The organism is Geodermatophilus sp. SYSU D00710, from assembly GCF_054050195.1.
Genome location: NZ_JBJGYX010000065.1, coordinates 17,665 through 29,377 on the forward strand (window position 1 = coordinate 17,665; position 11,713 = coordinate 29,377).

The window sequence follows — 11,713 nt, forward strand, 5'->3', positions numbered from 1 at the left end:
TCCCCGGAGGATCAGGCGTCGTGCTGGTGACCCAGTCCGCCGCCCCCCTCCTCGACGAACGTGCCCTCGGGGCCGGCGGGCTCCGGCAGCTCGAAGGGCCGGCCCGGGACGTCCTTGCCCGGCACGCCGTTCACGGACTCCGTGGAGTAGGCGAACGTCAGCATGGCGAAGGCGATCAGGTCGCTGTTCACGTCGAGCGCGTGCGGGTCGAGGTTCTCGATCGTGTCGCACGCCTCGTGGTAGCACGGGTCGAACTGCTCGCCCGGCGTGCCGCCCCAGATCTCCGCCTGCTCGTCGGTCTTGATCTCCTCGGCGCCGGTGAACAGTCCGCTCGACGGGATGCCGGCGAAGATGAACGCCTCGTAGTCGCTCCGGCCGGAGAACTCCGTGTCGTCGTACGGCTCCCCGATGAGGGTGTAGTACGACTCGTAGACGTCCTCGATGGCCTCCGAGCCCTCGGGGATCGGCACGCCCTCGGGCGCCGGGAAGGTGGACTCGTCGGCGTCGTACACCATGAAGACGTAGTTCGGCGAACCGACCATGTCGTAGTTCATGTACAGCGCGATCCGGTCGCGCTCCTCCTGCGACAGGCCCTCGACGTAGTCCGTGGAACCGACGAGGCCCTGCTCCTCGGCCGCCCACCAGGCGAACCGCAGCGTGTTCCCCGGGTTCAGGTTGGCCATGAGCAACGCCGTCTCCAGCAGCGCGGCGGAGCCGGAGCCGTTGTCGTTGATCCCCGGGCCCTCGATGACGCTGTCGAGGTGGGCACCGGCCATGACGACGTTGTCCTCGTTCTTGCCCTCGAGCTCGGCGACGACGTTGTAGTCGGTACGGGTCTCCGACAGCGCCTCGACGTACGCGGTGGACCCTTCCTGCGTCAGCGCGACGCCGTCCTCGTAACTCGCCCCCACGACGGGGATGTCGTACTGGGCGGGAGTGACCTGGTCCTCGAGGGTCGTGGCGTCCCCGATGAACAACTCCACCCGGTCAGGCGTGTTGCCCTGGTTGAAGATGATCACCGCCTCGGCGCCGGCCACGTCGGCGTTCTGCGCCTTGGTGCCGAAGGTGCAGGTGCCGCGCTGGATGAGCGCGATGTCAGCAGGACCGCTGAAGTCCAGTCCGGCGAAGTCCTCGGCCTCGCAGCCGCTGGTCGACACCGCCTCGGGACCGGTCTCGAGGTTGAGGTCGACCGGGATGACCTGGCCTTCGACCGTACCGGAGACGCTGCCGCTGAACGCGCCGGTCTCGTACTCCGCCTCCACCGGCGTGAGCTGGCGCAGCACGGCCGGGTACTGGAACGTGATCTCCACCGGGTCCAGCGTCACCTCGTACCCTGCCTCCTCCAGGAGGCCGGAGACGTACTCGACGCTCTTCGCGTAGCCCTCCGTTCCGGCGGCGCGGGTGCCGGGGTAGACCGGGTCGTCGCTCTTCGTGGCGATGTCCTGGAAGGCCTGGAGGTGCTCCGTGACGCCCTCGAGCGTCACGCACTGGAGGAGCTTCTCGTAGGTGTTGTTGCTGCGGTTCTCGCACCCACCCCAGTGGGGCCAGCCACCGCCCGGTGCCGCGACCGCGGTGGTCGCGGGCAGGGCGAGGGCCATCAGCAACCCGCCTGCGCCCGCAGCGACGACTCTCCTGCCGGTCCTCCCGGACCCCGTACGTGGATGTGCCATCCCGTTCCCCCTCGTCAGGTCCGCCGGGCTCCTGTGACCGACGGACGCGTTCCGGTGCTCGACGCGGGTGAGGATGGCCTCGGGAGCACAGCCCGTACAGGGCCGGTCGCCGACCGGCACTGGGTGCGGGGGCAGTCTGCGAGGATCCTGGGAGGCGGCTGGGAAGCGATCCGGCCAGGCGAGATGACGCAGTGTGACGCAGGACACGCCTCGGCCGGAGGTCTCACGCTGGGTCACCGTCAGGGGACGGTGAGCTGCCCCCGGTCGGCTCAGAGGAGCCGGTTGGTCGCCGCCCAGCGGGTGAGCTCGTTGCGGTTGGACAGCTGCAGCTTGCGCAGCACGTTCGACGCGTGCGACTCCACCGTCTTCACCGAGATGAACAGGCGCGAGCCGATCTCCCGGTAGGTGTAGCCGCGCGCCAGCAACTGCATGACCTCGCGCTCGCGGGCGCTGAGCAGGTCGAGTCCGGGGTCGGTGGCCGGGTCCTCCGGCTGCGGGGCCGACGGCGAGGTCGCGGCGAAGGCGTCCAGCACGAACCCGGCCAGCCGCGGGCTGAAGACGACGTCGCCCTCGGCCACCCGCTGCACCGCGGCGCGCAACTCGGGCCCGGAGATGGTCTTCGTGACGTACCCGCGGGCGCCGGCCCGGATCACCGCGATGACGTCCTCGGCGGCGTCGGACACCGACAGCGCCAGCCACCGCACCTCCGGCAGCTCGGCCCGCAGCGCCTCGAGCACCGCGCGCCCCCCGCCGCCGGGCAGGTGGACGTCGAGCAGCACGACGTCGGGGACGGCGGCCCGGATGCCGGCGATCGCGGCGTCGGCGTCGGCGGCCTCCCCGACGACGGTGACCGCGTCGCCGAGCTCGTGGCGCACCCCGGCGCGGACCATCGCGTGGTCGTCGACCAGGTAGACGGTGGGCACGCTCACGCCGCGGCCTCGCGCGGCAGCACGAGCTCGACCTCGGTGCCCTCGCCGGGCGCGGAGCGGACCGCGGCCGTCCCGCCGAGCCGGATCACCCGGCCGGTCACCGAGTCGCGCAGCCCGCGCCGGTCGATGGGCACCGTGGCCGGGTCGAACCCGGCGCCGCGGTCGCGGACGAACACCGACACCTGCTCCTGCGTCACCTCGGTGTAGAGGTCGGCCGAGGCCACGCCGGCGTGCTTGGCCGCGTTGAGCAGCGCCTCGCGGGTGGCCGCGCCCAGCGCGGCCAGGGCGTCGTCGACCGGGGCGTCGCCGACGACGACCGGGTCGACGGTGAGCGCGTGGTCGCCCTCGACCTCGGCGACCATGTCCGACACCAGACCCGCCCAGGTGCCGCCGGCCGCGACCGCGGGCTCGTAGAGCCAGCTGCGCAGCTCGCGCTCCTGGCTGCGGGCCAGCCGGGCGACGGCCTGCTGGTCGCCGGCGTTGCGCTGGATGAGCGCGAGGGTCTGCAGCACCGAGTCGTGCAGGTGCGCGGCGACGGCGGCCCGCTCCTCGGAGCGGATCCGGGCGGTGCGCTCCTCCTCGCGGGAGTCGAGCAGCCGGCGCCAGAACGGCGCGGTGGCCAGCACGACGCCCACGAGGATGACCAGCGTCGCGACGAAGCCGTTGCGGGCGGCGGCGAGCTGGCCGGTGGTGGCCAGCAGGAGCAGCAGGCCGAGCGCGGCGAGGGTCGCGCCGCCGGCCAGCACCCAGCGGACGCCGGGCCGGGCGAGGGTGCGGTCGGTGTCGAGCTGCCGCCAGATGACGGCGAGACCGCCCCCGACCAGCAGCAGCGGGGCGATGAGCTCGCTGTTGCCCCAGGTGGCGAGGTTGGTGACCAGGAACAGCGCACCGAGGCCGAGCAGCACCATCCCGATGGTCTGCCGGCGGCTGGGCTCCGCGGCCGCGTCCGGGCTCACCTCGCCCAGCGGCATGAAGAACCACAGCACCGGATAGACCACGAGGCCGACACCGGTCACCGCGAGCGCGACGAACAGCGCCCGGACGAGCAGCGGGTCGGCGCGCAGGTGCGCCGCCGTCCCCGCCGCCACGCCGGCCAGCATCCGGCCCGAGCGGGGCCGGACCAGCGGAGGCCGCTGGGGCGGCGCGGGGACGGCGGGGGGCGCGCCGGGGCTCGGCGCCGGCGGAGCGGCCGCGGCGGGCGCACCGGTCGTCAGCCCGCCCGCAGGGGTCGGCACGGTCCTGGTCACGGTGGAATCGTCGCACCGCGCGGCCACCTCCCGGTACCGGGAAGACCCCGGACGGGCAGGACCAGGGTCGGATGGGGGCCTTCCCCGATGCCGCGCGGGCTCCCGGCTCGGCACGCTCTGTGCCATGACCGCTCCCTTCCCTCCCGAGGCACCCCTCGTCGACCCACCCCCGCCCCGGCCGGCCCTCCGGCGGAGCCGCACCGACAAGGTCGCCGGCGGCGTCGCCGGCGGACTGGCCGAGTACAGCGGCGTGGACCCGCTGCTGTGGCGGGTCGGGTTCGTCGCGCTCACCCTCGCCGGCGGTACCGGCATCGCCGTCTACCTGCTGCTGTGGCTGCTCATGCCGGCCGGCCCCCGCCGCGCCGCCGACGGGACGCCCGCCGGGCCACCGGGGCCCCGCTCCCCCGTCGCCGGGATCACCGTGGCCGGGCTGCTGATCGTCGTCGGGCTGATGGTGCTCGTCACCCGCTACACCGGCCTCGACCTCGGCCCCCGTGGGTTCCTCGCCGGGACGCTGCTGGTGGTGGGGCTGGGGCTGGTCGCCTCCGCGTTCGCCCGGGGCCGGGCGCCGCGCGGCGGGCTGATCGCCCTCGGCTCGGTGCTCACGCTGGCGCTGCTGTTCACCTCGTCGGTGTCGGCCTGGAGCGACGGCCGGGGCGGCGTCGGCAACCGCGAGTACGACCCCGAGTCGGTCGAGGCCATCCGGGACGTCTACCAGCTCGGTGCCGGCGACATGGAGCTCGACCTCTCCCGGGTCGACGCCGACGACCTCGACGGGCAGGAGGTCCGCGTCGAGCACGGCGTCGGTGACCTCGAGATCACGGTTCCCGAGGACGCCGACGTCCGGATCGTCCTGGAGCAGGGCATCGGCGAGGCGGACCTGTTCGGGGAGACCGCCGACGACGGCGGCTACTTCCGCGCGGAGGACGGCGACGGCGACCCCGAGCTCGTCCTCACCATCGACCACGGGGTCGGCGACCTGGAGGTGTCCCGTGCCTGACTACAGCGAGTTCCCCACCACCCCGACCGCCTGGCAGGAGCGCGCGCTCGCCGACGCCTGGCAGCACACGCCGGCCCTCGCGGTCCCCGAGCCGCCGCGCAGGCGCCGTCCCGACCTGGTGGCCCTGGTGCCCGGCGTCGCCTTCGTCGTCCTGGCGCTGGTCTTCCTCGCCGGGGTGACCGTGCCGCTCGGCTTCCTCGCCGACGGCGGCCTGCTGTGGCTGCTGCTGGTGGGCGGCGGCGTGGCCCTGCTGGTGAGCGAGCTGCGGAAGGCGCGCCGCAGGCGCTGACCGGACGGGGGCGGACGGGACGAGGGCCCGGGGAGCGATCGGCTCCCCGGGCCCTCGTCCGTCACTCCCACTCGATGGTGCCCGGCGGCTTGCTCGTGACGTCGAGGACGACCCGGTTGACCTCGGGCACCTCGTTCGTGATGCGCGTGGAGATCCGCGCCAGCAGGTCGTAGGGCAGCCGGGTCCAGTCGGCGGTCATCGCGTCCTCGCTGGACACCGGGCGCAGCACGACCGGGTGGCCGTAGGTGCGCCCGTCGCCCTGGACACCGACCGAGCGGACGTCGGCCAGCAGCACCACGGGGCACTGCCAGATCTCGCGGTCCAGGCCGGCCGCGGTGAGCTCGGCGCGCACGATCGCGTCGGCCCTCCGCAGGACGTCGAGCCGCTCCTGGGTCACCTCGCCGACGATGCGGATGCCCAGGCCCGGGCCGGGGAACGGCTGGCGCCACACCATGGCCTCGGGCAGGCCGAGCTCGGCGCCGACGGCACGGACCTCGTCCTTGAACAGCGTCCGCAGCGGCTCGACCAGGGTGAACTGGAGGTCCTCGGGCAGCCCGCCGACGTTGTGGTGGCTCTTGATGTTCGCCGTCCCGGTGCCACCGCCGGACTCGACGACGTCGGGGTAGAGCGTCCCCTGCACGAGGAAGTCCACGCTCTCCCCGTGCTCCTTCGCGTCACCGACGACGTCGAGGGCGGCCTGCTCGAAGACGCGGATGAACTCCCGGCCGATGGTCTTGCGCTTCTCCTCGGGGTCGCTGGTGCCGGCGAGTGCGGCGAGGAACTGCTCGCGGGCGTCGACGACCCGCAGGTCCACCCCGGTCGCGGCCACGAAGTCGCGTTCGATCTGCTCGGTCTCGCCCTCGCGCATCAGCCCGTGGTCGACGTACACGCAGGTGAGCCGGTCGCCGATGGCCCGCTGGACGAGCGCCGCGGCGACCGCGGAGTCGACACCGCCCGACAGCGCGCACAGCGCCCGGCCCTCGCCGACCTGCTCGCGGATCCGCTCGACCTGCTCCTCGACGACGTTCGCCGTCGTCCAGGTCGGCTCGAGGCCGGCGATGTCGAACAGGAAGTGCTCGAGCACCGTCTGCCCGTGCACGGTGTGCCGCACCTCGGGGTGGAACTGGACGCCGGCCAGCCGCCGGTCGACGTCCTCGAAGGCGGCCACCGGCGCGCCGGTGGAGGTGGCAGTGACGGTGAAGCCCGGTGGCGGGGTGCTGACGGCGTCGCCGTGGCTCATCCACACCGGCTGCTCGACCGGCAGGTCGCCGAACAGCCGGCCGCCGGTGGTGACCGTCAGCGGCGTGCGGCCGTACTCCCGGTCGCCGGTGTGCGCGACGGTCCCGCCGAGGGACTGCGCCATCGCCTGGAACCCGTAGCAGATGCCGAACGCCGGGACCCCGCCCTCGAACAGAGCGGGCTCGATCTGCGGCGCACCCTCGGCGTACACGCTGGAGGGCCCGCCGGAGAGCACGATCGCCGCAGGCTCCCGCTCCAGGATCTCCTTGACGGGGACCGAGGACGGGACGATCTCCGAGTACACGCCGGCCTCGCGGATGCGCCGCGCGATCAGCTGGGCGTACTGCGCGCCGAAGTCGACGACGAGGACGGTCGGGAAGTCCATCAGTCCGGCCGACCGCCGATCACCAGGTCCACCCGCTGGAACTCCTTGAGGTCGCGGTAGCCGGTCTTGGCCATCGTGCGGCGCAGCGCCCCGAAGAGGTTGGTGCGGCCGTCGGAGGTCTCTGCCGGGCCGAGGAGCAGCTGCTGCAGCGAGCCCGCGGCCGGGACCGGCGCGGACGTCCCGCCCCGGGGCAGCCGCGGATGGGCGGCCACCGAGTCCCACCACACGCCCGCGGCCGGGGCCTCCCGCGCCGCGCGCAGCGGCTCGCCGAGCTGCACGGCGTCCGCGCCGCAGGCCAGGGCCCGGGCGATCGCGCCGCTGGTCTCGATCCGGCCGTTGGCGATGACGTGCACGTACCGGCCGCCGGTCTCGTCGAGGTAGTCGCGGCGGGCGGCCGCGGCGTCGGCGATCGCGCTGGCCAGCGGCACCCGGATGCCCATGACGGCGTCGCCGGTGGAGAAGCTGTCGGCGCCCACACCGACGATGACGCCGGCCGCGCCGGTGCGCATCAGGTGCAGCGCCGTCGTGTAGTTGGCCGCCCCGCCGACGATGACCGGGACGTCGAGGTCGGCGATGAAGGACTTGAGGTTGAGCGCGGCTCCCTGGGTGGTCACGTGCTCGGCGGAGACGATCGTGCCCTGGATGACCAGCAGGTCGACCCCCGCGGCGAGCACGGTGGGGGCGAGCTGCTCGGTGTGCTGGGGCGAGACGCGCACCGCCGTGGTCACCCCGGCGTCGCGCATCTCCTTGATCCGGGCGCTGATCAGGTCCGGCTTGACCGGCTCGGAGTAGACCTGCTGCAGCAGCGACACCGGCGGCGGCGCCTCGGCGGCGGCGTCGCGCAGCTGCCGGTAGACCGGCAGCGGGTCGTCGTAGCGGGTCCACAGCCCCTCGGCGTTGAGCACCCCGAGGCCGCCGGCCTGCCCGACGGCGATCGCCGTGGCCGGGCTGACGACGGCGTCGCTGGGGCTGGTGACCAGCGGGATGTCGAAGCGGAAGGCGTCGATCTGCCAGGCCGTGGAGACGTCGTCGACGTCACGGGTGCGGCGGGACGGGACGATCGAGACCTCGTCGAGGTCGTAGGCCCGCCGGGCGAAACGGTTGAGGCCGATCTCGACGGTGTCGCGGGGGGGCATGCTCACCGCCCCCGGTAGTTCGGCGCCTCGACGGTCATCTGGATGTCGTGCGGGTGACTCTCGGTCAGGCCGGCCGCGGTGATGCGGATCAGCCGGCCGCGCTCCTGCAGCTCGGCGACGGTGGCCGCGCCGGCGTAGCCCATCGACGCGCGCAGCCCGCCGACGAGCTGGTGGGCCACGGTGGCGAGCAGCCCGCGGTAGGGCACCTGCCCCTCGATGCCCTCGGGGACGAGCTTGTCGTCGGAGAGGACGTCGTCGGCGAAGTAGCGGTCGCGGCTGAACGACTGGTTGCCGCGCTTCTGCATCGCGCCCAGCGAGCCCATGCCGCGGTAGGTCTTGAACTGCTTGCCGTTCATGAACACCAGCTCGCCGGGAGCCTCCTCGACCCCGGCGAACAGCCCGCCGATCATCACCGTGTCGGCGCCGGCGACCAGCGCCTTGGCGATATCGCCGGAGTACTGCAGCCCGCCGTCGGCGATGACCGGCACACCGGCCGGCTTGCACGCCTGGGCGGCCTCGTGGACGGCGGTCAGCTGCGGGACGCCGACACCGGCGACCACGCGGGTGGTGCAGATCGACCCGGGGCCGACACCGACCTTGACCGCGTCGGCGCCGGCGTCGACCAGCGCCTGCGCACCGGCCCGGGTGGCGACGTTCCCGCCGACGACCTGCACGCCGCCGTCGCCGCCGAAGTCCTTCTGCACGCGGGCGACCATGTCGAGCACGGCGCGCTGGTGGCCGTGGGCGGTGTCGACGACGAGCACGTCGACCCCTGCGTCGACCAGCAGGCCGGCCCGCTCGTAGGCGTCCTCGCCGACGCCGAGCGCGGCGCCCACGACCAGCCGGCCGTCGGCGTCCTTGGTGGAGTTCGGGTACTGGTCGCGCTTGACGAAGTCCTTGACCGTGATCAGGCCGCGCAGCCGCCCGGCGTCGTCGACGATCGGCAGCTTCTCGATCTTGTGCCGGGACAGCAGCCGCAGGGCGGTGTCGGCATCGACGCCGACCGGGGCGGTGACCAGGGGCATCGGCGTCATGACGTCGCGCACGAGCCGGTGCTGGTCGGTCTCGAAGCGCATGTCGCGGTTGGTGACGATGCCGACCAGGACGCCGGCGTCGTCGACCACCGGGGCGCCGGAGATCCGGTAGCGGGCCGACAGCGCGTCGACCTCGGCGAGGGTGTTGTCCGGCGAGCAGGTCACCGGGTTGGTCACCATGCCGGCCTCGGACCGCTTCACCAGGTCGACCTGGCCGGCCTGCTCCTCGGCGGCGAGGTTGCGGTGCAGCACGCCCATGCCGCCGACGCGGGCCATGGCGATCGCCATCCGGGCCTCGGTGACCGTGTCCATCGCGCTGGACAGCAGCGGCACGGCCAGCCGGATCCCGCGGGTCACCCGGCTGCTGGTGTCCACCTCGGCCGGGACGACGTCGGACTCACCGGGGATGAGCAGGACGTCGTCGTAGGTCAGTCCGAGCGGGGCGAAGGCCGCCGGCACCTCGGGGCGGTACCCATCAGCTGCGTGGTCGTCGGGCTGCATGGTGGCCGCCACCCTCTCCGTCGGCTCGGCCCCGGCCGGGCGCACGGGGACCTCCCCGATCGTAGGCCGGGCCGCTCGGGCGCCGGGACGCCGCCGGAGGTGCTCGGCGTGGGAACCGCCGCCGGGGGCGGCTACCGTGTCCTCCGGGCGCGCGAGCCCCGCGCGACCGTGCGTGAGCCACAGCGCCGCCAGCACGAGGGAGGAGGCACCGTGAGCCCCTTCGACGACGCCCCGGACTCCGGCCGCACGCCGTCGGACCCGCCGCCGTTGACCATGGAGGAGCGGGCCGGCGTCCTCGACGACCTGGCCGAGCTCGAGGTGTTCCGGACCCTGCTCGAACCGACCGGCATCAAGGGCATCGTCGTCGACTGCCCCGACTGCGACGAGGAGCACCACGTCGACTGGGCGCTGATGCAGGCCAACCTGCGCCAGCTGTTGGAGGAGGGGCAGACCGGCCGGCACGAGCCGCCCTTCGACCCCGATCCCGACGACTACGTCAGCTGGGACTACGCCAGCGGCTACGCCGACGGGGTGGCCGCGGTGGCCGAGCGCGAGGAGCCCGGCGACTCCCCCGGCGGCCGGCACGCCCGCGGCGACTGAGACCGGGTGAGAACGCACCGAGGGGCCCCTCCGGCGGTCGGAGGGGCCCCTCGGCGCGTGCTCGTCGTGCGTCAGCTCATCATGCCCCGGCGGAAGCCGGTGGCCACCGCCTCGGCGCGGTCCTTGGCGCCGAGCTTGCGGAACAGCCGGCGGGCGTGGGTCTTGATCGTGTCCTCGGACAGGTAGAGCTCGCGGCCGATCTGGGCGTTGCTCTTGCCCTGGCTCATGCCGGTGAGGACCTGCATCTCGCGCATCGACAGCGTGACCGCGGGCGCGGCCTCCCGGACCGTCGAGCTCACCGCGCGCGGGCCGGCGCCGTTGAGCGGCGTGGCCCACGCCGGGGCGGGCGCGCCGACCGAGGCCAGCGGCACCGGGGCGCCCACCGGCTGCGGCGGCCGGCCGTCGGCGCGCAGCCCCACCCGGGACAGGCCCAGGCCCATCTCCAGGGCGCTGGCGTCCCAGCGCAGGTAGCCCCGCGCCCCGACGGCGACCGCGGCACGCACCGTCTCGGCGTCGTCGGGCGCGCCGAGCACGAGCACCGGGACGCCGGGGTGGGTCCGCAGCACCTGGGTGGCCACGGTCAGGCCGGTGTCGACGGCGCGCTGCGTGCCGACCAGCAGCACGTCGGGCTGGCGGGTGGCCAGCCGCTGCACCAGCGCGACGGCGTCACCGACGACCTCGACCCGGCCCACGAACGGCAGGGCCACCAGGCGGGCGGCGACGTCGTCGCGGACACGGCGGCGCTCGTCGTACACCCACACGGTCGTGGCCCCGTGCCCGGGTCCACGCATCCTGTCGTCGATCACGCGTTGCTCCTCGTCTCCCCCGACCGGGCGGGGCGCCCGGGTCACTCGACCCGCGTAACGGCAGGGCCTGCAGTCACCTTGACCGTGGGCCGGGAGCGGCGACAGCCGTGCTCACCCTGCGGGGGGAGACGGAGGCCGGGAAAATGCTCGATCCCGATGTGTTTGGCCCCACCGACCCTCGGGCACCGGCCCACGTGCAGCCGGACCGCCCCCTCCGGCTCGCACTGAGCCGAGGAGGACGAGATGGCCGACATCCGCCGACTGCCGACACCCGTGGCCGAGGTCTGGGACTGGCAGCTGCACGGCGCCTGCCGTGGAGAGAGCACGGCCCTGTTCTTCCACCCGGACGGCGAGCGCGGCCCCGCGCGGGCCCGTCGCCAGGCCGCCGCGAAGGCCGTCTGCGGCAAGTGCCCGGTCGTCGAGGCCTGCCTCAAGCACGCGCTCAGCGTCCGCGAGCCCTACGGCGTGTGGGGCGGCATGAGCGAGGAGGAGCGGGCACGGCTGATCGCCGCGGAGCCCGCCGCGGTCGCGGCCGGGGTCTAGCACCCCCTCAGACACCCGGAGGGCCGGTCCAGCAGCAGCTGGACCGGCCCTCCGTCGCTGTTCAGGCCGTGCGCTCGGCCGTCATCAGCTCGTCGTGCACCCACGTGCTCCCGCGGTCGCGGGACGTCTCGGCCGACCAGGTGAAGGAGTCCGGGCCGACGTCGGTGAAGCGCCACCGCAGCCACGGGTCCTCCTCGTCGCTCAGCAGGACGACCCCGCCGTGGGGGGGGGGGGGGGGGGGGGGGGGGGGGGGGGGGGGGGGGGGGGGGGGGGGGGGGGGGGGGGGGGGGGGGGGGGGGGGGGGGGGGGGGGGGGGGGGGGGGGGGGGGGGGGG

Annotated in this window: 11 protein-coding genes; 4 read left to right on the top strand and 7 right to left on the bottom strand. The window is 74.3% G+C overall.

The genetic code is table 11. The features are described 5' to 3' along the window. Nucleotides 1–11: 11 nt before the first annotated feature. The 3 genes from ACI78U_RS21325 to ACI78U_RS21335 all read right to left on the bottom strand — a co-directional run bounded on the left by ACI78U_RS21325 (nucleotide 12) and on the right by ACI78U_RS21335 (nucleotide 3,846). Nucleotides 12–1,598, bottom strand: a complete 1,587-nt coding sequence (locus ACI78U_RS21325) for a M28 family peptidase (protein WP_456877400.1) — start codon at nucleotides 1,596–1,598, stop codon at nucleotides 12–14. A 341-nt stretch (nucleotides 1,599–1,939) separates the two neighbouring features. After that, nucleotides 1,940–2,599, bottom strand: a complete 660-nt coding sequence (locus ACI78U_RS21330) for a response regulator (RefSeq protein WP_456877401.1) — start codon at nucleotides 2,597–2,599, stop codon at nucleotides 1,940–1,942. Further along, nucleotides 2,596–3,846: an ATP-binding protein gene (locus ACI78U_RS21335; protein ID WP_456877402.1), complete on the bottom strand. Its 1,251-nt coding sequence runs from the start codon at nucleotides 3,844–3,846 to the stop codon at nucleotides 2,596–2,598. Before ACI78U_RS21335 ends, ACI78U_RS21330 begins: the two co-directional genes overlap by 4 nt. Before the next feature lie 124 nt (nucleotides 3,847–3,970). On the opposite strand from ACI78U_RS21335, the gene ACI78U_RS21340 reads away from it, so the two are divergent. Together ACI78U_RS21340 and ACI78U_RS21345 are read left to right on the top strand one after the other, a co-directional pair. Further along, complete coding sequence (locus tag ACI78U_RS21340) at nucleotides 3,971–4,846, top strand: PspC domain-containing protein (protein ID WP_456877403.1); 876 nt, start codon at nucleotides 3,971–3,973, stop codon at nucleotides 4,844–4,846. Beyond that, on the top strand, nucleotides 4,839–5,135 hold the full coding sequence (locus ACI78U_RS21345; RefSeq protein WP_456877404.1) for a hypothetical protein: 297 nt from the start codon (nucleotides 4,839–4,841) through the stop codon (nucleotides 5,133–5,135). The genes ACI78U_RS21340 and ACI78U_RS21345 overlap by 8 nt, the downstream gene beginning before the upstream one ends. Before the next feature lie 61 nt (nucleotides 5,136–5,196). Here the strand turns inward: ACI78U_RS21345 and guaA are convergent, their stop codons facing one another. Genes guaA through guaB form a run of 3 tightly spaced genes read right to left on the bottom strand, consistent with a single transcriptional unit; the run spans nucleotide 5,197 to nucleotide 9,475 of the window. Next, the gene (guaA, locus tag ACI78U_RS21350; RefSeq protein ID WP_456877405.1) at nucleotides 5,197–6,759 is read right to left on the bottom strand and encodes a glutamine-hydrolyzing GMP synthase; all 1,563 of its coding nucleotides are present in this window, start codon (nucleotides 6,757–6,759) and stop codon (nucleotides 5,197–5,199) included. After that, on the bottom strand, nucleotides 6,759–7,895 hold the full coding sequence (locus ACI78U_RS21355) for a GuaB3 family IMP dehydrogenase-related protein (RefSeq protein ID WP_456877409.1): 1,137 nt from the start codon (nucleotides 7,893–7,895) through the stop codon (nucleotides 6,759–6,761). The genes guaA and ACI78U_RS21355 overlap by 1 nt, the downstream gene beginning before the upstream one ends. Nucleotides 7,896–7,897: 2 nt before the next feature. After that, nucleotides 7,898–9,475, bottom strand: a complete 1,578-nt coding sequence (gene guaB / locus ACI78U_RS21360) for an IMP dehydrogenase (protein WP_456877406.1) — start codon at nucleotides 9,473–9,475, stop codon at nucleotides 7,898–7,900. A 165-nt stretch (nucleotides 9,476–9,640) separates the two neighbouring features. On the opposite strand from guaB, the gene ACI78U_RS21365 reads away from it, so the two are divergent. Next, nucleotides 9,641–10,030: a DUF5319 family protein gene (locus tag ACI78U_RS21365; protein WP_456877407.1), complete on the top strand. Its 390-nt coding sequence runs from the start codon at nucleotides 9,641–9,643 to the stop codon at nucleotides 10,028–10,030. Between the two features lie 71 nt (nucleotides 10,031–10,101). On the opposite strand, the gene ACI78U_RS21370 is transcribed toward ACI78U_RS21365, so the two are convergent. Then, a complete protein-coding gene (locus ACI78U_RS21370; RefSeq protein WP_456877408.1) occupies nucleotides 10,102–10,836 on the bottom strand; it encodes a response regulator transcription factor in 735 nt (244 codons plus the stop codon). A gap of 243 nt (nucleotides 10,837–11,079) precedes the next feature. Here ACI78U_RS21370 and ACI78U_RS21375 point away from each other — a divergent pair, with 243 nt between their 5' ends. Then, nucleotides 11,080–11,379, top strand: a complete 300-nt coding sequence (locus ACI78U_RS21375) for a WhiB family transcriptional regulator (protein ID WP_075013352.1) — start codon at nucleotides 11,080–11,082, stop codon at nucleotides 11,377–11,379. The last annotated feature ends 334 nt before the right edge of the window (nucleotides 11,380–11,713 follow it).

What these genes read in the sequence shown, in the direction of transcription:
- ACI78U_RS21325 (WP_456877400.1), bottom strand. Translation starts at nt 1,598, where the DNA reads ATGGCCCTCGCCCTGCCCGCGACCACCGCGGTCGCGGCACCGGGCGGT.
- ACI78U_RS21340 (WP_456877403.1), top strand. Translation starts at nt 3,971, where the DNA reads ATGACCGCTCCCTTCCCTCCCGAGGCACCCCTCGTCGACCCACCCCCG.
- guaA (WP_456877405.1), bottom strand. Translation starts at nt 6,759, where the DNA reads ATGGACTTCCCGACCGTCCTCGTCGTCGACTTCGGCGCGCAGTACGCC.
- ACI78U_RS21355 (WP_456877409.1), bottom strand. Translation starts at nt 7,895, where the DNA reads ATGCCCCCCCGCGACACCGTCGAGATCGGCCTCAACCGTTTCGCCCGG.
- ACI78U_RS21375 (WP_075013352.1), top strand. Translation starts at nt 11,080, where the DNA reads ATGGCCGACATCCGCCGACTGCCGACACCCGTGGCCGAGGTCTGGGAC.